The sequence below is a fragment of the Burkholderia sp. THE68 genome (assembly GCF_009938265.1).
Classification (GTDB): domain Bacteria; phylum Pseudomonadota; class Gammaproteobacteria; order Burkholderiales; family Burkholderiaceae; genus Caballeronia.
In genome coordinates this window covers 1,167,676-1,189,288 of sequence record NZ_AP022316.1, presented here as the reverse complement: position 1 = coordinate 1,189,288, position 21,613 = coordinate 1,167,676, and the positions used below count along the sequence as shown (strand labels likewise).

The window sequence follows — 21,613 nt, the reverse complement described above, 5'->3', positions numbered from 1 at the left end:
TTCATCCTACAATTGAGACGCCTTCGTCATCGAGGCGGGCTCGCGGTTGCGCGCGGGGCGGCAATCGTCTTCATTTACTGATAGGGCTTATCGCGTGAAGCAACTGTCCATTCGGCATCGCATTCTGGCGAGCTTCGGCATCATCCTTACCCTGATGCTGGTCATGGCCGCACTGTCCTACACGCTGCTCGGCGGGATCGACCGGGAAGCCAAGAGCCTCGAAGACGATTCGATGGTCGGCGTCTCGCTGTCCAACGATCTGCGCGCGGCGTGGTTCGAGAACTACACGCTCACGCAACGGCTCGTCTTCATCGACAACGACGCGGAGCAATTGCGCCGCGACACGCAGCGTCTCACCGAGACGCGCGCGGCCATCGACAAGCTGATGGACACCTACGTGCCCACCATCTTCGAAGATGAAGACCGCCGTCTCTTCAACGATTTCAAGCGTCAGCGCGAGCTCTACGTCCCGCTTCAGGATCAGACGCTGCGCGAACTCGCGAGCTCGAAGGACGCCGCCGTCGCGACCTTCAACACGCGTCTGACGCCGGTATGGGAAGCGGGACAGACCGCGACGCGCGCGCTCGTCGACCACAACGAGACCTTCAACGCGAAATCGGTGGAAAGCATTCGCGGTTCGGTGCAGAAGTCGGAAATCGCGCTCGCCGTCATGATGCTGATCGCGATCGCGGTGGCCGCGGTGCTGGGCTTCCTGCTGATGAAGGCGCTGACCGTGCCGATGCTGCGGCTCGTCGATGTGGTGGACAAGATGCGTACCGGCGACCTCACGCAGCGGCTCGCGCTTGCGCGCCGCGACGAATTCGGCACGCTGGAATCGGGCTTCAACCGCATGACGGACGAATTGACGGGCCTCGTCAGTCAGGCGCAGAAATCGGCCGTGCAGGTGACGACATCGGTGTCGGAAATCGCCGCGACCGCGCGCGAGCAGCAGGCCACCGCGAGCGAAACGGCCGCGACGACGACGGAAATCGGCGCGACGTCGCGCGAAATCTTCGCGACCGCACGCGATCTCGTGCGCACCATGAACGAAGTGTCCGGCGTGGCGGAGCAATCGGCGACGCTCGCGGGCACCGGTCAGGTAGGACTCACGCGCATGGAGGAAACCATGCGCCTCGTGATGGAAGCGGCGGGCTCGGTGAACGGCAAGCTCGCGATCCTCAACGAGAAGGCGGGCAACATCAATCAGGTGGTCGCGACCATCACGAAGGTTGCGGATCAGACCAATCTGCTTTCCCTGAACGCGGCGATCGAAGCGGAGAAGGCGGGCGAGTACGGGCGCGGCTTCGCGGTCGTCGCCACGGAAATCCGCCGTCTCGCGGATCAGACCGCGGTCGCCACCTTCGATATCGAGCAGATGGTGAAGGAGATCCAGTCCGCTGTCGCCGCTGGCGTGATGGGCATGGACAAGTTCTCCGAGGAAGTGCGCCGCGGCATGCTCGACGTGCAGCAAGTGGGCGGTCAGCTTTCGCAGATCATCCACCAGGTGCAGACGCTCGCGCCGCGCGTCTCCATGATCAACGAGGGCATGCAGACGCAGGCGACCGGCGCGGACCAGATTTCGCAGGCGCTGTCGCAACTGTCGGAGGCCGCGCAGCAGACTGCCGAATCGCTGCGCCAGTCGACGCAGGCGATCGACGATCTCACGCACGTCGCAAACGGGCTGCGTACCGGCGTGTCGCGCTTCAAAGTGGCCGCGTGACACTGACCACTTAAAGACGCCGCGATGCTCTTCATCCAGTTCACGCTCGGCTCCGACCGCTATCTGCTCGACAGCGCGCAGATCGAGCGCATGCTGCCGCTCGCGCCGCTGAAGGCGCTGCCGGGCGCGCCCGCATGGGTCGCGGGCGTGCTCGACTACGAAGGCGCGAGCGTGCCCGTCATCGACATCGCCGCGCTCGCGCTCGCGCGCGCGTCGCGGGAAAGGCTTTCGACGCGGCTCGCGCTCGTCACCTATCCGCGGCGCGGCGACGATGGCGCGACGACGCATCATCGGCTCGGCCTTCTGCTCGAACAGGCGACGCGCACTGTCGCGTTCGATACCGCTTCGTTCAGCGACGCGGGCATCGACACGCCGCACGCGCGCTACCTCGGCCCGCTCACGCGCGACGAAGCGGGGCTGCTGCAATGGGTGCGAATCGAGCATCTGTTGCCCGACGATGTTCAGGCGCTGCTCTTCGCCGGAAGCGACGCATGAGCGCGATTCCAAATCTTTTCGCCGATGCCACCGCTCACGGCGAGCCCTGCGGCGTCGGCCGCTTCATCGACCTGCTGCATGGCGCGATCGGTCTCGATGCAGAGTCGATCGGCGCGAACTCGGTGTCGCGCGCGGTGCGCGAGCGCTACAACCTGTGGCGCGATCAGCATGGCGGCACGCTCGACGACTACTATTGCGCGATCACGCATGATGCCGCACGCATGCAGGAACTCATCGAAGCGGTCGTCGTGCCGGAGACCTGGTTCTTCCGCGATCCGGAAGCCTTCGCCGCGCTCGCGCGGCTTGCGCGCGTGCGTCTGCACGAACGGCCCGCGAAGCCGCTGCGCGTGCTGAGCGCGCCGTGCTCGACGGGCGAGGAAGCCTATACGATCGCGATGGCGCTGCTCGAGGCGGGCATTCCCGCCGAGCGATTCACGATCGATGCGATCGATGTGAGCGAACGCGCGCTGGGCATCGCCCGCCGCGCGCACTACGGACGCAACGCGTTTCGTGGCCGCGCGCTCGATTTTCGCGACCGGCATTTCCGCGCAATCGAAGGCGGCTGGCAACTCGATCCCGCCGTCGCGCAAAGCGTGCGCTTCGCGCAGGCGAATCTTTTGCATCTCGGCTCGCATGCGTTCGAGCGCTTCGATTTCATTCTGTGCCGCAACGTGCTGATCTATTTCGATCGCGACACACAATGCGCCGTCCTGCGCGTGCTCGATGGCCTGCTCGCCGAAGGCGGCACGTTGTTCGTCGGCCCGGCGGAGACGGGGCTTCTGATGCGCGAGGGCATGAGCTCCGCGAACATTCCGCTCGCGTTCGCGTTCAATCGGGCCGAGCGCGAGCGTGTCAGCGTCTTCGATGCCGCGTGGCCGAGTCTGCCGGCCGCAAAGACGCCGCCGCCGATGAAGACCGCGTTCGTGCTGCCCGCATGGGCCAGCGCGCCGCTTGCCGTGCGCCCGCCGCCGGTTGCGAAGCTGCGTGAAGAAACGCGCGTCCAGCCCGAGCCGCCGCACGACCTCGCGCATGCACGCGAACTCGCCGATGCAGGACAACTCGACGCCGCGGCGCGCGCGGCGCATGCGTATCTGAACGCGCATCCGTCGAACGCGGATGCGTACTATCTGCTCGGCGTGATCGCCGATGCGCGTGGCGAGCATCATGCGTCGCGCGGTCATTACCGTCGCGCGCTGTATCTCGATCCCGCGCATCGCGAAGCGCTCACGCATCTCGCCGCGTGCCTCTCGCTCGACGGCGATGAAAGCGGTGCGCGTCTCCTGCTGGCGCGCGCCGGCCGCGTCACCGGGAGCACGCGATGAACGCACGCGATATCAACATCACGATCGACATCGACGATTGCTGGAACCGCATCGGCGTGCGCGGGGATATGTCGTGCCCGAAGCTCGAACGCCATGTCCATTGCCGCAATTGCCCGGTGCACGACGAAGCGGCCGCGCGCGTGCTCGATCGCGTGGAAGCGCGCACGTCGATCGAACAGACGAGCGCGGCATCGCCGGACATCACGCGCGACGGCGATGAAACCGGCACGCTCTCGTGCCTCGTGTTTCGCATCGGCGGCGAATGGCTCGGCCTGCCGACGACCTGCTGCGCGCAAGTCGCGCAACTGCGTCCGGTGCATTCGCTGCCGCATCGGCGGAACCGCGCCGTGTCGGGCGTCGTGAACGTGCGCGGACGTCTGCTCGTATGCGTATCGCTGGCGCGGCTTTTCGGCATCGAAGAGACCGCGGTCAAAACCGTGTCGGGCCATCAGGCCGTCGATGCGCGCGAACTCGGGCGGCTGCTCGTCATCGAGCGCGCGCGAAGCCCCGATCATCACGGCAACGGCGAGCACGAAGGCCCGATCGCCTTTCCCGTCGATGCCGTCGACGGCGTGCATCGCTTCACGCGCGCGCAGCTTCAACCCGTGCCCGCGACGCTCGCGCAGCGCCTGTCGTCGCACGCGCATGCGGTGGCCGCATTCAAGGACGCGACCGTCGGCCTGCTCGACGCCGACCGGCTGATCGACAGCCTGAACCGGAGCCTGACATGACGAGCATCGATCCGGGCCGCTCGTCGCTGCTCGAACTCTTTCAGGAAGAAGCGCGCGGCCAGGCGCAGATTCTTTCCGATGGCCTCATCGCGCTCGAACGCGCACCGCGCGATCCCGTCACGCTCGAAGCGAGCATGCGCGCCGCGCATTCGCTGAAGGGCGCGGCGCGCGTGGTCGGCGTGCCGGTCGGCGTGACGCTCGCGCATGTGATGGAAGACTGCTTCGTCGCGGCGCAGGACGGGCGCGTCGTGCTCGATGCGGGTTATATCGACATGTTGCTGCGTGGCGTCGATCTGATCGTGCAGATCGGCGAGGCGCAGGACATCGACGCACAAGCGGCGCTCGAACGCGAAGTGGATGCGTTCGTCGAAGCGCTCAACGCGCGTATCGAAGGCAACGAAGCGCCGCAGCAAACAAGCGATCTTTCGCTCGAACTCACGCTCGCAAAGCCCGTCGACGAGACGCCCGAGCCGGTTGCGGCGCCGGCGCGCACGAACGACGCCCGCATGTTGCGCATGCGCGCCGACACGCTCGACCGCCTGTTGAGCCACTCGGGCGAATCGCTGGTCGAATCGCGCTGGCTGAAGCCGTTCTCGCAATCGATGCTGCGCGTGAAGCGCATTCAGCACGATGCAAACCGCGCGCTCGAACGTCTGCACGAAACGCTGAATGAAACGAACGCCGCGCAACTCGACGCGCGCGCACACGCCGCGCTCGACGAAGTGCGGCGTCTCACGGCCGAAGCGCACCGGCAACTGAGCGAGCGTCTTGCCGAACTGGAGAACTTCGACCGCCGCTCGACGCATCTCGCGCAGCAGATCTACGACGAAGCGCTCGCCTGCCGCATGCGTCCCTTCGTCGATGCGACCGGCGGCTTCGCGCGCATGGTGCGCGATGTCGCGCGCGGGCTCGGCCGCGACGTGCGCCTCGTCATTGCGGGCGAGACGACGCAGGTTGATCGCGACATTCTCGATCTGCTCGACGCGCCGCTCGGCCATCTGTTGCGCAACGCGGTCGATCACGGCATCGAGGAGCCGTCGCTCAGACGCGCGCTCGGCAAGCCGGAGACCGGCACGATCACGCTCGAAGCGCGCCATAGCGCGGGCTCGCTTTTCATCAGCGTGTCCGACGACGGCGCGGGCGTCGATCTCGATGCGCTGCGCCGCTCGGTCGTGCGCAAGAATCTTGCAAGCGAAGATACGGCCGCGCGTCTCACGGAAGCCGAGCTGCTTGAATTCCTGTTCCTGCCGGGCTTCTCGATGCGCGACGCCGTCACCGACGTTTCCGGCCGCGGCGTCGGGCTCGATGCCGTGCAGGACGTCGTGCGGCAAGTGCGCGGCAGCGTGCGCGTGACGCAGGAGGCGCACGCGGGCACGCGTTTCACATTGCAGTTGCCGCTCACGCTGTCGGTGATCCGCAGCCTGATCGTCGAAGTGGCGGGCGAGCCTTATGGCCTGCCGCTCGCGCATGTCGTGCGTACGCTGGTGCTGCCGGCGAGCGCCATCGACATGCTCGAAGGCCAGCAGCATTTTTCCTTCGACGGCAAGCGGGTCGGCCTCGTCACCGCGCATCAGATCCTGCAGACGGCTGCGTTCGAAGCCGCCAGCGACGCGCTCAACGTCGTCGTGATCGGGCAGGGCGCGGCGAGCTACGGCATCGTCGTCGACCGCTTTCTCGGTGAGCGCATGCTCGTCGTGCAGCCGCTCGACAAGCGGCTCGGCAAGGTGCGCAACATCGCGGCGGGCGCGCTGATGGAAAACGGCGATCCGCTGCTCATCGCGGACCTCGACGACTGGCTGCGTTCGGTAGAGAAACTCGTCGGCAGCGGCGAGCTCGGACGCGTGGGCGCGGGGACATCGCGTGCGAGCGTCGCGGCAGCCAAGCGCGTGCTCGTCGTCGACGATTCGCTCACCGTGCGCGAGCTCGAACGCAAGCTGCTCGCGTCGCGCGGCTACGACGTAGCGGTGGCGGTCGACGGCATGGACGGCTGGAACGCGGTGCGCGGCGAGCGCTTCGATCTGGTCATCACGGATATCGACATGCCGCGTCTGGACGGCATCGAACTCGTCACGCTCATCAAGCGCGATGCGCAACTCTCCGGCCTGCCGGTGATGATCGTGTCGTACAAGGATCGCGCGGAGGACCGTCAGCGCGGCCTCGATGCGGGCGCGGACTATTACCTCGCGAAGGGCAGCTTTCACGACCAGGCGCTCATCGACGCGGTGCGCGATCTCATAGGCGAGGCGAAATCATGAAGATCGGCATTGTGAACGACGTTTCGCTGGCCGTGGGAGCGCTGCGGCGCGCGCTCGTGGCACGGCCCGACTTCGAGATCGCGTGGGTCGCGCACGATGGTCAGCAGGCCATCGACTATTGCGCGACGCATACGCCCGATGTCGTGCTGATGGATCTCGTGATGCCGAACGTCGATGGCGTGCAGGCGTCGCGCACGATCATGGCGCGCTCGCCGTGCGCGATTCTCGTCGTGACCGTCGATGTGGGCGCGAACGCATGGCGCGTCTATGAAGCGATGGGCGCGGGCGCGCTCGATGCCGTCGATACGCCCGCGCTCGCCGGCGCCGATGCGCGTCGCGGCGCGGCGGCGCTGATCGCGAAGATCGATCAGATCGGCGCGCGGCTCGCGTCTTCCGGCGCATCGTCCGTCATCGCGACGAGCGTGCCGAAAAGCGCTGCGCGGCTCGTCGCGATCGGCGCATCGGCGGGCGGGCCGGCCGCGCTCGCGACGCTGCTGGGCGCGCTGCCGAAGCACTTCGCGGCGGCAATCGTCATCGTGCAGCACGTCGATCGCGCGTTCGCCGAAGGCATGGCGCAGTGGCTCGACGCGCAATCGGCGCTGCCCGTGCGCGTCGCGCGCGAGGGCGACAAACCCGTGCCGGGCGAAGTGCTGCTCGCCGCGACCAACGATCATCTGCATTTCGCCGACGCCACGCGCCTCGGCTACACCGCGCATCCCGAGCAACTGCCTTACCGGCCTTCCGTCGACGTGTTCTTTCAGAGCGTGACCGAGCGCTGGACCGGCCGCGCGATCGGCGTGCTGCTGACGGGCATGGGCCGCGACGGCGCGATCGGCCTGAAGGCGATGCGCGCGAAGGGCTATCACACGATCGCGCAGGACGAGGCGACGAGCGCGGTGTACGGCATGCCGAAGGCGGCAGCCGCGCTGAATGCGGCGGTGTCGATCCTGCCGCTGCCGCGCATCGCCGACGCCATCGCCACGGCATTCGACTGACATCGCAACGCACTTAACGATAAGCACCCGACAAAAGGACACGTTCATGAAACTTCCTCATCCCGATCCGCTGGCCGAGCGCGCGCAACGGGCCGCCGCAGCGGCGGCGGCGAGCATCGAACGCGCGGGTTCGCGCGCGATGGTGGACGAGCGCGCCGTGTCCGATCTGCTCGCCGCCGCGCTGAACGCGCCGTCTGCCGCCGAGCTGCCGGTGATGGTGCTGCTCGTGGACGATCAGGCGATCATCGCGGAGGCGCTGCGTCGCGCGCTCGCGGACGAGGCGAACGTCGATCTGCATTACTGCGCAAATCCCGAAGAGGCGTTGCGCACCGCGCAGGAAACCCGGCCGACGGTGATCCTGCAAGACCTCGTGATGCCCGGCGTCGATGGGCTCACGCTCGTGCGCCAGTATCGCGAGCATCCGGCGACGCGCGATATTCCGATCATCGTGCTGTCGACGAAGGAAGAGCCGCGCATCAAGAGCGCGGCCTTCGCGGCGGGCGCGAACGACTATCTCGTGAAGCTGCCGGACACGATCGAACTCGTCGCGCGCGTGCGTTATCACTCGCGTTCGTATCAGAACCTGTTGCAGCGCGACGAGGCGTATCGCGCGTTGCGTCAATCGCAGCAGAAGCTGCTCGAAACGAATCTGGAATTGCAGCGGCTGACGCATTCGGATGGTCTGACGGGCCTGTCGAACCGGCGTCGTCTCGATGATTATCTGAGCGCCGAATGGCGTCGTGCGTCGCGCGAGCGTGCGGCTATCGGCTTCCTGATGATCGATGTCGACAACTTCAAGTCGTACAACGATACCTACGGACACGTCGCCGGCGACGACGTGCTCAAGCTCGTCGCGCATACGATCGAATCGAGCCTCAACAGCCCGGCCGATCTCGCCGCGCGTTTCGGCGGCGAAGAATTCGCGGTGGTGCTGCTGTCGTCGTCGGCGCCCGGCTTGCGTCTGCTCGGGGAAAAGATTCGCATTGCGGTGGAGTCGCTCAATGTGCCGCACACGGGTTCGGCGAGCGGGCGCGTGACGATCAGCATCGGCGGCGCCACGCAAATGGCCTTGCACGACGATGCATCGAAACAGCTCGTGGAGGCGGCCGATCTCGCGCTGTATCGTGCGAAGCGGGACGGGAAGAATCGGGTGATCATCACGTAATGTGATGTGCTTCGAACTTCGAAGCATGAAAAAACGCGCGGCCTTCGATGAAGCCCGCGCGTTTTTTTCAAGGCGCTTGTCAAACGATGACCGTCATCGCCTGAACACGCCGAGCAGCAACGTCGCGAGAAAGATCACGATGAAGATGAAGAACAGGATCTTGGCGATTTCCGCCGCGCCCGTCGCGATGCCGCCGAAGCCGAAGACGGCCGCGATGATCGCGATGATGAAGAAGATGACAGCGTAACGAAGCATGAAGCCCTCCGGTGGGATCGGTGGATCGGTTGATTCGCATGCGGGTCGATGCCGCCGCTCGCTCATCAGGTTCTTGCTGCGCATCGTTCAAAGCAACGGTCGTGCCCAGCGGATCGGGTCCACGATGCAAAAACGCCGCAACGATAGACGTTGCGGCGTTGCGGATCACGCCTGCATCAGCGCGATGGGCCCGGCTGTCGAGGCTAACGGCCTAGTGTGCGATCGGAGTCGGAATCATCGTCGATGTCGTCTTCGTCATCGACGCCATTGAGCGCATCCGGCAGGTTGTTCTCCAGTTCATCGCGCTCGATCTGATCGGCTAGGTCGAGGGATTTGCGCGTGGCGGGACCGGATGGGCGATTGGCTCCAGACATGGCGTACTCCTTGAACAGATTTCAAAGCCGCGCCGACGATTCGGCGCGAACCAACGGACTAGCAAGGCTTGTACGCGCCGGACTGAAACGCCGCCTTAAAGGATCGCTTAAGGATCACGCGATGACCATTCGGGCGGCAAGGTGGACAGACAGTGCCGATGAGAAGAAACGCAGTCCCAATCTTGCAAGCGGGACGGCAGATTTTGCGTGCCGGCGCGTCAGGTCAGTATGCACCGGACCGGCGGCGAAACAAAGGGGCTGCGCGCTTTTTGCTCGCGCAGCACTTCGTTTCCCTTCGCGCTTCAATCGAAGAAATGGGCAACGATCGGATACAGCGACAGCACCAGCAGCACGGCCATCGTGATGTTGAAGATGCGCAGCCAGCGCGGGTTGGCGAGAAACCGCCGCAACGACATGCCGAACGCGGCCCACATCGTGATGCACGGCAAGCCGATCACGACGAGCACCAGCGCCATCAGCGCGGCATTCAGCGAGAGGCTCGCGTGCAAATGGATGGTAGTCGCCGCGGTGAGCACCATCATCCACGCCTTGGGATTGATCCACTGGAACGCGATCGCTTCGTGAAAGCGCATCGGGCGGGCCTGGCCATCGCGCATCTGCACCGATGACGACGTGCCGATCTTCCACGCCAGATACAGCAGATACGCGACGCTCGCCGCTTCGAGCACGGTGTAGAGCAATGGCACGCGCTCGAACGCCTGCGCGAGCCCGAGACCGACCGCGATCATCAGAATCGCCATGCCCGCGCTGATGCCGAGCACATGCGGCACCGTGCGCTTCAGGCCGAAGTTGACGCCCGAGGCCAGCAGCATCGTGTTGTTGGGGCCGGGCGTAATGGTCGTCACCAGCGCGAACAGCGCGGCGGCAGGCAGGGCGTTGAGAAGTTCGGTAGGCATTGGCGCGCTCCGGGCAATGAAAGACTCGATGAGCGCCAAGTGTACGGGAGCTGTCCGGTACAGTACCGGTACAGATCGGCAGCGGACTTCCGGTACGGATCCCGAGCGTGGCGGGCATCCCCCGCCACGCTTGCCCGAGACTCACACCGGGAACGGATTGCGTTCCGCGAAGCCTTGCTGATGCCAGTACGGATACGCCGGCCGCACCGTGCTCGCCTCGTCGAGCTTCTTCACCTGCTCGGGCGTGAGATTCCAGCCGGCCGCGCCGAGGTTCTGCCGCAGTTGCTCCTCGTTGCGCGCGCCGATGAGTACCGTCGCCACCGTCGGGCGCTGCAGGAGCCAGTTGAGGGCGATCTGCGGCACCGTCTTGCCGGTCTCCTCGGCGATGGCGTCGAGCGCATCGATCACGCGGTAGAGATACTCGTCCGGCACCGGCGGCCCCATGTCCGCGGTCTTGTGCAGGCGGCTCGTCGCGGGCAGCGGCTGGCCGCGGCGAATCTTGCCGGTCAGACGCCCCCAGCCCAGCGGACTCCACACGATCGCGCCGACGCCCTGATCGATGCCGAGCGGCATCAGCTCCCATTCGTAATCGCGGCCGATGAGCGAGTAGTACGTCTGGTTCGCGACGTAACGCGCATAACCGTAACGTTGCGCCACGTCGAGCGATTTCTGCAGATGCCAGCCGGAGAAATTCGACACGCCCGTATAGCGGATCTTGCCGGCGCGCACGAGATCGTCGAGGGTGGAAAGCGTTTCCTCTACGGGCGTTTTCGCATCGAAGCCGTGCAGCTGGAACACGTCGATGTAGTCCGTCTGCAAGCGCTCGAGCGCCGCGTTCACCGCGCGGATGAGATGAAAGCGCGACGAACCGACGGAATTCGGGTCGTTCTCGTCGAAGCGGAAAGTGGCCTTGGTCGAGATGATGGCCTTGTCGCGCCGGCCCTTGAGCGCTTCGCCGAGAATCGATTCCGATGCGCCGCGCGAGTAGAGGTCGGCGGTGTCGAACATCGTGACGCCCGCATCGAGACAGATGTCTATGAGCTTGCGCGCTTCGCTCACGTCGGTCTCGCCCCACGCCTGAAAGAATTCGCCCTGGCCGCCGAACGTGCCGGTGCCGAAGCTCAGAACGGGAACCTTGAAGCCCGAAGCGCCGAGATGTCGATATTCCATTGCCTGTCCTCGTGGATGAAGTCGAATGACGAGACTACCGCAACGGTTCGTCGGATGCAGAACGCGGGCCGCGCGCCGCGCGCTCGCCGAGGGAATCGTAGATCGGCGGCACGCGCAGCAGCATCGGCACGATCATCGCGGTGAAGCAGGCGATGAGCATCGGCAGCAGCAGCGAAAAGCTCGCCGTCATCTCCGTGACGAGCACGATGCCCGTGACCGGCGCGCGCACCACCGCGACGAAGAACGCCGCCATGCCGACCACCGCGAACGTGCTGGTATCGCCGGCGGCGGGCGCCATGCCCGGGAACCAGTCGAAACATACGCGGCCGAATACGAGACCCGTTTGCGCACCGAGCACGAGCATCGGCGCGAAGATGCCGCCGGGCGCGCCCGCCGCGTACGAAACCGGACCCATGACGAAGCGCAGCGCGAACATCGCGATCACGCCGGCCACGGTGCCCGCGCCGAGCAGTGCGCGTTCGGTCAGCGCGTCGCCGCCGCCCGCGAGATCCGGCGCGAACCACGCGATCAGACCGACCGCCGCGCCGACTGCCGCCGCGCGCACGGTCGCATGCTTCACCGATTCGGGACGCGCGAGCGAATCGGCGATATCGAGCGTCCATAGAATGAGGCGGCAATAGGCCGCGCCGAGCAGACCGAGCAACGCGCCGAGCACGAGATGCGCGCCGGCCATTTCGAAGCCGGGAAACGGCTGGGCCGGCACATGAAAGTCGGGCAGATCGCCGTGCAGCAGCCGCGCCATCGCGATCGCGCTCGCCGATGCGCCGAGCGCCGCGACCGCCGTGCGCGTATCGAAGCGCCGCATCAGCTCTTCGAGCACGAACACGGCGCCCGCTATAGGCGCATTGAACGCCGTCGCCAGCCCCGCGCCCGCGCCCGCCGCGAGCAGCACGCGGCAATCGAAGGCGTTGCGCCTGAATATCCTGCCGATGGCATGCGCGATCGATGCGCCCATCTGCACCGTCGGACCTTCGCGGCCGAGCGCGAGCCCCGCACCGATGGCCAGCACGCCGCCGACGAACTTGATCGGAATGAGCACGAGCGGCGCGGGCGGCAGGCGGCCGTGCAGTACCGCTTCGACATGCGGAATGCCGCTGCCGCTCGCCATCGGCGCGAAGCGCGCGACGAGCCAGCCAGCAAGCCCTGCGGCGGCCGCTGCCGCCAGCACGACGAGTATGACCGCGATATCGTGTCCCGCGTGCGCCCACGCGACGAACGCGTTGCGCCATGCGTCGGCGCGTTCGAGGGCGAAGCGGAACAGCACGCCGATCGTGCCCGTCGCCGCGCCCACGACCACCGACGCCGCCGCGAGCGCGCCGAGTCCCGCGCGTTCGTCGTCCTGATGGGTGACTTCTTTGTTATTCATCGCGCATGTCGCTCCGGATCGGCATGTGCATCGAAGCGTAGCATCATGGCGGGCATGGCGTTTGCAAAACGAAAGTCATTTGGCCGCGAAGTGCCGTCGAGAGGCCCATGAGCCACGCAAAAGCCGATGAACCGTTTTTCCAGCCGGGACGCAATTGCGCGAGCGTGCGTCACGCGCAACGCTTCAGCCTGCTCATCGATGGCGCGGATTATTTCCGTGTGCTGCGCGAGGCGATCACGCGTGCCGAACGCACCGTATTCATCCTCGGATGGGATATCGACAGCCGCATGAAGCTCACGCCCGAAGGCGCGAACGACGGCTATCCCGAAGCGCTCGGCGATTTCCTGCACGCGATCACTGCCGACAGGCGACGCCTGCGCATCTACATTCTCGCGTGGGATTTCGCGATGCTCTATGCATTCGAGCGCGAATGGCTGCCCGTGTACAAGATGGGCTGGCGCACCAACCGGCGCATCGCGTTCCAGATGGACGGCAAGCATCCGCTCGGCGGCTCGCAGCATCAGAAGCTCGTCGTGATCGATGATCGCCTTGCATTCGCGGGCGGTCTCGATCTCACGCGCTCGCGCTGGGACACGACCGCGCACGCGCCCGACGAGCCGCTGCGCCGCGATGCCAACGGCACGCCGTATCAGCCTTTCCACGATGTCCATACCATGTTCGACGGCGACGCCGCGCGCGAGATCGGCATGCTCGCGCGCGAACGATGGGCGCGCGCATGCGGCAAGCGTCTCGCGATCCGCGCACATCGCGCGGCGCTCGTACAGGACCCGTGGCCGCCTTCACGGCGCGTCGATCTCGACGATGTCGATATCGCGATCTCGCTCACCGAGCCCGCCTATCTCGGCCGCGAACCGGTGCGGCAGATTCGCACGCAGTACCTCGACGCCATCGCGCGGGCGCGGCGCAGCATCTATATCGAGAACCAGTACTTCACATCGGGCACGGTCGGCGCCGCGCTCGCCGATTCGCTCGCGCGCGAGGACGGCCCTGATCTCGCCATCGTCGTGCCGCGCAACCAGAGCGGCTGGCTGCAGGAAGTGACGATGGGCGTGTTGCGCGCGCGCCTGCACACGCTATTGAAAGACGCCGACACGCACGGCCGTTACAGCCTGCTGTCTCCGAGCGTGCCGAAGCTCGGCGAGCAGATCGTCAACGTGCACAGCAAGCTGATGATCGTCGATGACGAATTGCTGATCGTCGGCTCGTCCAACCTGAACAATCGTTCGATGGTGCTCGACAGCGAGTGCAACATCTCGATCGACGCGGGCGCCGACGCACGCATCCGCCGCGCGATCGCGGCGATGCGCGACACATTGCTCGCTGAGCATCTCGGCTGCGAGCGCGCGGACATCGTGCGCGAACGCGATGCGCGCGGCAGCATGAACGCCGCGATCCAGGCGCTGTTGCGCGACCGCGACGCGCATCGCACACTGGTGCCGCTCGATCCGCAAGTGTCGACCGAGCTCGACCAGCTTATTCCGCCCGAAGCGCTGATCGATCCCGAAACGCCGATCGCCGCCGACGAACTCGTCGATCAGTTCGTGCCCGCGGAAAAGACGCGCCCGCTCATCGGACGCTTTGCGCTGCTCGGCGTGCTCGCGCTGATGGTCGTGGTGGTCGCGGGCCTGTGGCACTGGACGCCGCTCGGCGACTACGTGAACCTCAGATCGCTCACGCACGCGACACGCCGCGTCGACGCGCTGCCGTTCGCGCCCGTGTGGATCGTCGTCGGCTATGTGGTGGCGGCGGTCGTCTCGGTGCCGATCACGCTGCTCATCGCGACGACGGGCCTCGTGTTCGGCGCTTCGTGGGGCGGCCTCTATGCGTTTGTCGGCACGATGATCGCGGCCGCGGTGTCGTATTCGCTCGGTAGCTGGCTCGGCCGCGATGCGGTGCGCAAGCTCGCGGGCGCGCGCGTCAACCGGCTATCGGAGCGCGTGGCGCGGCGCGGCATTGTCGCGGTCGTGGTGTTGCGGCTCTTGCCGGTCGCACCGTTTTCGATCGTCAATCTCGTCGCGGGTGCATCGCATATCCGCATGCGCGACTTCATGATCGGCACGATGCTCGGCATGGGGCCGGGCATCTTCCTGACGGTCGCATTCGCGCATCAGCTCGTCGCTTCGCTGCACCATCCGACGGTCGGCTCGTTCGCGGTGCTGATCGGCATCGGCGCGGCGTTGATCGGCGTGTCGTTGCTGCTGCAGCGCTTTCTCGGCCACACGGATCCTCACGACGTGCACGAAGGCGCGCCGAGCGATGCCGACAAGCCGCGCGCCAGCGACGAAGCGAAGCGCGCGAATGCGTTGCGCGAGAAAGGGACCATGAACGGGACCATGCCGCGCGATGCGGCATCGAAGAACGAGCGTCCCGACGAGGTCAACTCATGACGCTGATGCACGAAGCGGTCATCGAACCGGAAGGCATGAGCGAAGCACGCGCGCGCGAGCTGCGCATCGCCACCTACAACTTGCATGGCGCGATAGGTATCGACGGCAAGTTCGCACCGGAGCGCATCGGCGCAGTGCTCGCAGAGATCGACGCGGATATCTTCGCGCTGCAGGAGGTGCCGCTCGGCGGCAGCGGCTCGCCCGATGTGCTCGACGTGCTGCAACGCATGACCGGCTTGCACGCCGTCGCGGGCCCGACGCTCGATACGCCCGAGCGCCGCTACGGCAACGCGGTGCTCACGCGCTATCCGGTGCGCGCGGTGCGTACGCTCGACCTGTCGTTCAGAAGCCGCGAGCCGCGCGGCGCGCTCGACGCCGACATCGATTGCGGCGGCGAAGTGTGGCGCGTGGTCGCGACGCATCTTGGCCTCGCATCGAGCGAAAGGCGCGCGCAAGTGCAGCAGGTGCTGCAAAGCTTCGATACGCCCGCGCTGCCCGTGATCCTGCTCGGCGACCTCAACGAGTGGTTCGTTTATGGCCGCACGCTGCGACGCCTCGTCACGCACTTTCATCGCGCGAGCGCGTTGCGTACCTTTCCGACGCGCTATCCGCTCTTCGCGCTCGACCGCATCTGGGTGCATCCGGGCGAGCGTCTCATGCGTGTCGATGTGCATCGCACACGGCTTTCGCGCATCGCTTCCGATCACTATCCGCTCATCGCTCACATCACGCATCGGCGTTGACGCAACGCTTCGAAATACATCGAATAACATCGCTCATGATGCGTCGATGGCTTGCGTGTTTCAGCGACGCCACGAAAAACCCCTATAAAAACGATATAAAAGCGCAAAAGACTCGCACGAACTCGCTTGGCCTATGTAGAATCCGGCGTGATACGAACGCATCGGTGCGAACGTATTCGAACATCACTGACCAAAAAACAGGTAGGAGAAACATGCCGACTTCCGCTAAAACCGCTGCCAAGAAAGCCCCGGCCAAGAAGGCCACGGCGAAGACCGCCGCCGCACCGGCGAAGAAAGCAGCAGCGCCGAAGGTTGCCGCGAAGAAAGTAGCCGCGAAGAAGACCACGGGCGCTCCCTCGCCGATCAAGGACACGTTCACGAAGGCATCGCTCGCGACGCACCTCGCCGAGCGAGCCGCTGTCGACGTGAAGGCAGTGAAGGCCGTTCTGGTCGCGCTGGAAGACACCATCCTCGGCTCGATCCACAAGAAGGGCGCTGGCGAATTCACGCTGTCGGGTCTGCTGAAGATCTCCGCGCAAGCCGTGCCGGCGAAGAAGAAGCGCTTCGGCAAGGACCCGTTCTCGGGTGAAGAGCGCTGGTTCCCGGCCAAGCCGGCAAGCGTTCGCATCAAGGCGCGCGCGCTGAAGAAGCTGAAGGACGCAGCGGCTTAAGTTACTTTCGCCAGCGTTGCGGCTTCGGTTTCGTTAGCGAAATCGAAGCTCGATGAAAAAGAGGCCAGCTTCCCTTCACTGGGATGCTGGCCTCTTTTGCTTTTGATTTTTTCAAGCGCGCACGTTGTATCGAGCGAAGATCTCGCTCAACCAGTCCGCAAAAACCCGTACCCGCGCGGATAGCTGACGGTTATGCGGATAGAGCACGGAGACCGGCATCGGCGGCGGCGGCAGGTTCGGCAGCACGACATGCAGTCGGCCATCGGCGAGCGCATCGTCGACGTGATAGCGCGGCACCTGAACGATGCCGAGTCCCGCGAGCGCGGCCTGCGTGTACATCTCGACGCCCGTCACCGATATCGTCGCCTGCAGCTCGATCGCTTCGATGCGGTCATCGATGGCGAATTCGAGCGGCAGCACGCGCCCCGTCGCGCTCGATACGAAGTTCACCGCGCGATGCGACGCGAGCGCTTCGAGATCATCCGGAACGCCTTCGCGCGCGAGATACGCGGCGCTCGCCACCGTCACCTGTTCGAGCAGCGCGACGCGCCGGCCGATCATCGACGAATCCTGCAACGTGCCCGCGCGCAACACGCAATCGACGCCTTCGCGCACGAGATCGACGAGCCGGTCGTCCTCGCCGATATGCAGTTCGATGCGCCCGTAGCGTTCGAGAAACGCGGGCAGTCCCGGCATGATGAAGTGCCGCGCGAGCGTGCCCTGCAGGTTCACGCGCAACAGACCCTTCGGCTCGACATGTCTGAACGAGTCTTCCGCTTCCTCCAGATCCGCGATCAGGCGCACGCAGCGCCGGTAGTGCGCCTCGCCGTCGTGCGTGAGGCGCACGGTGCGCGTCGTGCGTTCGAGCAGGCGCGTGCCGAGCCGCTCTTCCATGCGCTTCATCAGATTGGTGACGGTGGCGCGCGGTATCTGCAGATCGTCGGCGGCCTGCGTGAAGCTGTGCCGCTCCGCGATACGCACGAACACCTGCATCTCCTGGAATCGATCCATAGGCTTGAGCGTCGAATTGTTGAAGCAACTGGAACGATGATACTAAGCCACGCACGATGATCGCGGAAACGGAATGATCCATCATGCTGCTCATCGAACAGCCAACTTTGAGGAGCACATCATGAGTCAGATCACAACGAAACGCGTGGCCATCGTCACGGGCGCATCGCGCGGCATCGGCGCCGAGATCGCGCGGCGGCTCGCGTGCGACGGCTTCGCGGTCGCGGTGAACTACGCGGCGAGCGCGAAGGAAGCGGAGGCGCTCGTCGCCGAATTGCGTGAAGCGGGCGGCGCGGCGATCGCCGTGAAAGCGGATGTCGCCAACGCGGACGACGTGCGCCGCATGTTCGGCACGGTCGAAGCGGAACTCGGCAAGGTCGATGCGCTCGTCAACAACGCGGGCGTATTGAAGACCGTGCCGCTCGCCGACACGAGCGACGCGCTCTACGATCAGACCTTCGATATCAACGTGCGCGGCACCTTCAATACGCTGCGCGAAGCGGCGGCGCGCATGAACGGCGGCGGGCGCATCGTCAATTTTTCGAGCACGACGCTCGCGCTGAACATGCCCGGCTACGCGATCTACAACGCAACCAAGGCGGCGGTCGAATCGTTTACGCATGTGTTCGCGAAGGAGTTGCGCGGGCGCGGCATCACGGTGAATGCAGTGGCGCCGGGACCGGTGGCGACGTCGCTGTTCCTCGACGGCAAGACCGACGAGCAGATCGCGGCGTTCTCGAAGATGCCGCCGCTCGAACGGCTCGGTCAGCCGGACGATATCGCGGCGGTCGTCGCGTTTCTCGTCGGCCCGGATGCGGGCTGGGTCAACGGGCAGGTGTTGCGCGCGAACGGCGGCATCGCCTGAGGCGCGTTCAGAACATCAGTGCGAACTGATCGGCGACGATCGCGCGGCGCTTCGCGGCGCGTTTCGTCTGCGGCGTGATGGCGGCTGCGCGCGCGGGCGCCTCTTGTACGACGAGATGGAACGCGGGCCGCGCATCGCAGGCGATCCACGCGAGTTGTCCCGACGCGATGCGCTTCGCAAGCAGGCCGTACACGTCGGTATCGAAAGGGCGCAGATCGGGGGCATCGGCGAGCAGCGGCGCGATCTCGTCGCGCGTCGCGCAGGTGCCGACATAGCACCATCGATCGATCACGTGCCACGCTTCGCGCCCCGTGTGTTCGTCGCGCTCGGGGATGGCGATCGGTCCTTCGTGCGGCCAGCGCACGAGGCGCGCGTGTTCCAGCGCAGCGAGCGCGCGCGCCGCGTGATCCGCGACTGTTTCAACGTCCGCACACGATCCGAGGCAGCGTTTCACCTGATAGCCGAAGCAGCCGCGACTGCGCGACAGCGGCGCTTTTTCCAGCCCGAGCGTCGCGTGACAGAGCGTGTGCTCATCGGCGATATGGCGCATGAACGCATGCGCCTTGGCGCGCGACGCGAACACGCCGAAGAGATGCGCCTCGCGCGACAGATCGCGCGCGCTCGCCTTCACGAGCGTCGGCGCGCTCGCGCCGGGCAGCCACTGCCACGCGCAGGCTCCCGACGCGCCTTTCAGCAGGCGGTTGTGCGTCGGCTTCAGCTCTTTCACGAGCCTGGCTTCGAGCAGCAGCGCGCCAAGCTCTCCGACCGTCTCGCGGCATTCGATGCGGCGGATGGCCTGCGAGATCGACAAGTCCTTCTGAAGCCTGTGATCGCCCGAAAAATGCGCCGCGACGCGTTGTTTCAGATTGATGCTCTTGCCGACATAGAGCGGCACGTCGTCGTCGCCGTGAAAGAGATAGACGCCGGGCGTCGACGGCAGCGCATCGAGCGCACCTTCGGGCAACGCCGCGGGCAGACTCGCGCGCCTGACGAGCGTCTTGATCGCTGCATCGACGAGATCCTGCCGGTACAGCGCGTGAATCTTCTGCCAGAACTGCCAGAGCAGATCGGCGTCGGCGAGCGCGCGATGGCGTCCTTCAGGCGCGAGATTCAGCCGCGCGATGAGCGCATCGAGCCCATGCCGTTCGACCGACGGAAAGAGCGCACGCGACAGCCGCACCGTGCACAGCGTATCGGCGCGAAACGCGATGCCCGCGCGGCGGAAGGCGTTCTTGAGAAAGCCGTAATCGAAACGCGCGTTGTGCGCGACGAAGAGCTTGCCGTGCAGCCGCTCGGCGAGCGCGGGCGCGAGCGATTCGAAGCTCGGCTGGCCGCGCAGCATCGCGTCGTCGATGCCGGTCAGGCGCGAGATGAACGGCGGCACCGGCACGCCCGGATCGACGAGCACACTCCAGCGCTCGATGCCCGCCGTGCTCGCTTCCACGACGCCGATCTCGGTGATGCGGTCTTCGGTGGCGTTCGAACCCGTGGTTTCCAGATCGACGAACACGATCGGGCGCGCGAGTCCTGCGAGGAGGGCGTCGGCGAGCGAATCGGCTTCGTCTTCGAAGGCGTCGGACATGTTCAAACGTAGGACGATGAAGGGAAAGTCTAGCGCGAAACAGCCGTGCACCATGAACGCGCGTTAAAAAAGGGGCACACGTCACGCGTTTTTCGTCCGATACTGCAACGAAACGCGCCGAAAAACGAAGGACGCAATGATGCAGATCTACGATGAAATGCGTCAGGACGACACCGTGCGCAGCCACTACGCGCGGTTCTCCCGCTGGCTCTCGATGCAGAGCCCCGAGACGATCGCGCGCAAGCGGGCCGAGGCGGACGTGCTGTTCCGGCGCGTGGGCATCACCTTCGCGGTGAATGGCGACCTGTCCGGCACCGAGCGGCTCATTCCATTCGACATGATTCCGCGCATCATTCCCGGCGACGAATGGCGCGTGCTCGAAGCTGGCTTGCGGCAGCGCGTGCAGGCGCTCAATCTGTTTCTTCACGACATCTATCACGACGGCGATATCGTGCTCGCCGGACGCCTTCCCGCCGAGCAGGTCTATACGAACGCGCAGTATCGGCCGGAGATGCAGGGCGTGGACGTGCCGCTCGACGTGTACGCGCACATCGCCGGCGTCGACGTGGTGCGCGCGGGCGAAGCGGGCGAGTTCTACGTGCTCGAAGACAATCTGCGCGTGCCCTCGGGCGTGTCGTACATGCTGGAAAACCGCAAGATGATGATGCGGCTCTTTCCCGAACTCTTCGTGCAGAACCGCGTCGCTCCGGTCGCGCATTATCCCGACCTGCTGCTGGAGACCTTGCGCTCGATCGCGCCCGAGGGCGTCGACGATCCTGCCGTCGTCGTGCTGACACCGGGCATGTACAACTCCGCCTATTTCGAGCACACCTTTCTCGCGCAGCAGATGGGCGTGGAACTCGTCGAGGGCAAGGATCTCTTCGTCGACGACAATTACGTCTTCATGCGTACGACGCACGGGCCGCGCCGCGTCGACGTGATCTATCGCCGCGTCGACGATGATTTTCTCGATCCGCTCGCGTTTCGCGCGGATTCGGCGCTCGGCATTCCGGGTCTGCTGACCTCGTATCGCACGGGGCGCGTGACGCTCGCGAACGCGATGGGCACCGGCATCGCCGACGACAAATCCATCTATCCGTTCGTGCCCGACATGATCGAGTTCTACCTGGGCGAGAAGCCGATCCTCAACAACGTGCCGACGTACCAATGCCGCAAGGCCGACGATCTCGCGTACACGCTCGCGCATCTGGCGGAACTCGTCGTGAAGGAAGTGCATGGCGCGGGCGGTTACGGCATGCTCGTCGGGCCGGCGTCGACCCGCGACGAGATCGAAGTGTTTCGCGCCCGGCTCATCGCGCGGCCCGAAGGCTATATCGCGCAGCCGACGCTCGCGCTGTCCGCCTGCCCGACTTTCGTCGAGGCGGGCATCGCGCCGCGTCATATCGACTTGCGGCCGTTCGTGCTTTCGGGCCGCGAAGTGTCGATGTGCGCGGGCGGCCTCACGCGCGTAGCGTTGCGTGAAGGCTCGCTCGTCGTCAACTCGTCGCAGGGCGGCGGGACCAAAGATACGTGGATGGTCGAATGAC

The 21,613-nt window shown here is 65.7% G+C and carries 19 protein-coding genes; 12 read left to right on the top strand and 7 right to left on the bottom strand.

Features of this window, described 5'->3' with window-relative positions; genetic code table 11:
- The first annotated feature begins 154 nt into the window (after nucleotides 1-154).
- Genes BTHE68_RS19040 through BTHE68_RS19010 form a run of 7 tightly spaced genes read left to right on the top strand, consistent with a single transcriptional unit; the run spans nucleotide 155 to nucleotide 8,683 of the window.
- Complete coding sequence (locus tag BTHE68_RS19040; protein ID WP_286202792.1) at nucleotides 155-1,720, top strand: methyl-accepting chemotaxis protein; 1,566 nt, start codon at nucleotides 155-157, stop codon at nucleotides 1,718-1,720.
- A 24-nt stretch (nucleotides 1,721-1,744) separates the two neighbouring features.
- The gene (locus BTHE68_RS19035; RefSeq protein WP_162067809.1) at nucleotides 1,745-2,215 is read left to right on the top strand and encodes a chemotaxis protein CheW; all 471 of its coding nucleotides are present in this window, start codon (nucleotides 1,745-1,747) and stop codon (nucleotides 2,213-2,215) included.
- The gene (locus BTHE68_RS19030; RefSeq protein ID WP_162067808.1) at nucleotides 2,212-3,537 is read left to right on the top strand and encodes a CheR family methyltransferase; all 1,326 of its coding nucleotides are present in this window, start codon (nucleotides 2,212-2,214) and stop codon (nucleotides 3,535-3,537) included. Before BTHE68_RS19035 ends, BTHE68_RS19030 begins: the two co-directional genes overlap by 4 nt.
- Nucleotides 3,534-4,268, top strand: coding sequence for a chemotaxis protein CheW (locus tag BTHE68_RS19025; RefSeq protein ID WP_162067807.1), 735 nt, complete (start codon nucleotides 3,534-3,536; stop codon nucleotides 4,266-4,268). The genes BTHE68_RS19030 and BTHE68_RS19025 overlap by 4 nt, the downstream gene beginning before the upstream one ends.
- The gene (locus BTHE68_RS19020) at nucleotides 4,265-6,523 is read left to right on the top strand and encodes a hybrid sensor histidine kinase/response regulator (RefSeq protein ID WP_162067806.1); all 2,259 of its coding nucleotides are present in this window, start codon (nucleotides 4,265-4,267) and stop codon (nucleotides 6,521-6,523) included. The genes BTHE68_RS19025 and BTHE68_RS19020 overlap by 4 nt, the downstream gene beginning before the upstream one ends.
- Nucleotides 6,520-7,518: a chemotaxis response regulator protein-glutamate methylesterase gene (locus BTHE68_RS19015; RefSeq protein WP_162067805.1), complete on the top strand. Its 999-nt coding sequence runs from the start codon at nucleotides 6,520-6,522 to the stop codon at nucleotides 7,516-7,518. The genes BTHE68_RS19020 and BTHE68_RS19015 overlap by 4 nt, the downstream gene beginning before the upstream one ends.
- Before the next feature lie 46 nt (nucleotides 7,519-7,564).
- Nucleotides 7,565-8,683 carry a diguanylate cyclase gene (locus tag BTHE68_RS19010; RefSeq protein WP_162067804.1) on the top strand — a complete coding sequence of 373 codons (1,119 nt, stop codon included), beginning with the start codon at nucleotides 7,565-7,567 and terminating at the stop codon, nucleotides 8,681-8,683.
- Between the two features lie 93 nt (nucleotides 8,684-8,776).
- Here BTHE68_RS19010 and BTHE68_RS19005 read toward each other — a convergent pair whose 3' ends face one another.
- The 5 genes from BTHE68_RS19005 to clcA all read right to left on the bottom strand — a co-directional run bounded on the left by BTHE68_RS19005 (nucleotide 8,777) and on the right by clcA (nucleotide 12,786).
- Complete coding sequence (locus tag BTHE68_RS19005) at nucleotides 8,777-8,938, bottom strand: DUF1328 family protein (RefSeq protein WP_008352793.1); 162 nt, start codon at nucleotides 8,936-8,938, stop codon at nucleotides 8,777-8,779.
- Between the two features lie 203 nt (nucleotides 8,939-9,141).
- Nucleotides 9,142-9,312: a hypothetical protein gene (locus tag BTHE68_RS19000; protein WP_162067803.1), complete on the bottom strand. Its 171-nt coding sequence runs from the start codon at nucleotides 9,310-9,312 to the stop codon at nucleotides 9,142-9,144.
- Nucleotides 9,313-9,614: 302 nt separating this feature from the next.
- Nucleotides 9,615-10,229, bottom strand: coding sequence for a LysE family translocator (locus tag BTHE68_RS18995; RefSeq protein WP_162067802.1), 615 nt, complete (start codon nucleotides 10,227-10,229; stop codon nucleotides 9,615-9,617).
- Nucleotides 10,230-10,370: 141 nt separating this feature from the next.
- Nucleotides 10,371-11,399, bottom strand: coding sequence for an aldo/keto reductase (locus BTHE68_RS18990; RefSeq protein WP_162067801.1), 1,029 nt, complete (start codon nucleotides 11,397-11,399; stop codon nucleotides 10,371-10,373).
- 34 nt (nucleotides 11,400-11,433) lie between these two features.
- Nucleotides 11,434-12,786, bottom strand: a complete 1,353-nt coding sequence (clcA, locus tag BTHE68_RS18985) for a H(+)/Cl(-) exchange transporter ClcA (RefSeq protein WP_162067800.1) — start codon at nucleotides 12,784-12,786, stop codon at nucleotides 11,434-11,436.
- 107 nt (nucleotides 12,787-12,893) lie between these two features.
- Here clcA and BTHE68_RS18980 point away from each other — a divergent pair, with 107 nt between their 5' ends.
- The 3 genes from BTHE68_RS18980 to BTHE68_RS18970 all read left to right on the top strand — a co-directional run bounded on the left by BTHE68_RS18980 (nucleotide 12,894) and on the right by BTHE68_RS18970 (nucleotide 16,608).
- Nucleotides 12,894-15,194, top strand: a complete 2,301-nt coding sequence (locus BTHE68_RS18980; RefSeq protein WP_162067799.1) for a VTT domain-containing protein — start codon at nucleotides 12,894-12,896, stop codon at nucleotides 15,192-15,194.
- Nucleotides 15,191-15,937 carry an endonuclease/exonuclease/phosphatase family protein gene (locus BTHE68_RS18975; RefSeq protein ID WP_162067798.1) on the top strand — a complete coding sequence of 249 codons (747 nt, stop codon included), beginning with the start codon at nucleotides 15,191-15,193 and terminating at the stop codon, nucleotides 15,935-15,937. The genes BTHE68_RS18980 and BTHE68_RS18975 overlap by 4 nt, the downstream gene beginning before the upstream one ends.
- 212 nt (nucleotides 15,938-16,149) lie before the next feature.
- Nucleotides 16,150-16,608 (top strand): HU family DNA-binding protein, encoded by a 459-nt coding sequence (locus tag BTHE68_RS18970; RefSeq protein ID WP_162067797.1) that lies wholly within the window; start codon nucleotides 16,150-16,152, stop codon nucleotides 16,606-16,608.
- Nucleotides 16,609-16,719: 111 nt separating this feature from the next.
- On the opposite strand, the gene BTHE68_RS18965 is transcribed toward BTHE68_RS18970, so the two are convergent.
- Nucleotides 16,720-17,619 (bottom strand): LysR family transcriptional regulator, encoded by a 900-nt coding sequence (locus tag BTHE68_RS18965; RefSeq protein ID WP_162067796.1) that lies wholly within the window; start codon nucleotides 17,617-17,619, stop codon nucleotides 16,720-16,722.
- Nucleotides 17,620-17,740: 121 nt separating this feature from the next.
- Between BTHE68_RS18965 and BTHE68_RS18960 the strand changes: the two genes are divergently transcribed.
- Nucleotides 17,741-18,484 carry an SDR family oxidoreductase gene (locus tag BTHE68_RS18960; protein ID WP_162067795.1) on the top strand — a complete coding sequence of 248 codons (744 nt, stop codon included), beginning with the start codon at nucleotides 17,741-17,743 and terminating at the stop codon, nucleotides 18,482-18,484.
- Between the two features lie 7 nt (nucleotides 18,485-18,491).
- Here the strand turns inward: BTHE68_RS18960 and BTHE68_RS18955 are convergent, their stop codons facing one another.
- On the bottom strand, nucleotides 18,492-20,066 hold the full coding sequence (locus BTHE68_RS18955; RefSeq protein WP_232077965.1) for a 3'-5' exonuclease family protein: 1,575 nt from the start codon (nucleotides 20,064-20,066) through the stop codon (nucleotides 18,492-18,494).
- Nucleotides 20,067-20,205: 139 nt separating this feature from the next.
- Here BTHE68_RS18955 and BTHE68_RS18950 point away from each other — a divergent pair, with 139 nt between their 5' ends.
- Entirely contained in the window at nucleotides 20,206-21,612 is a 1,407-nt protein-coding gene (locus BTHE68_RS18950) for a circularly permuted type 2 ATP-grasp protein (RefSeq protein ID WP_162068275.1), read from the top strand.
- Nucleotide 21,613 lies beyond the last annotated feature (1 nt).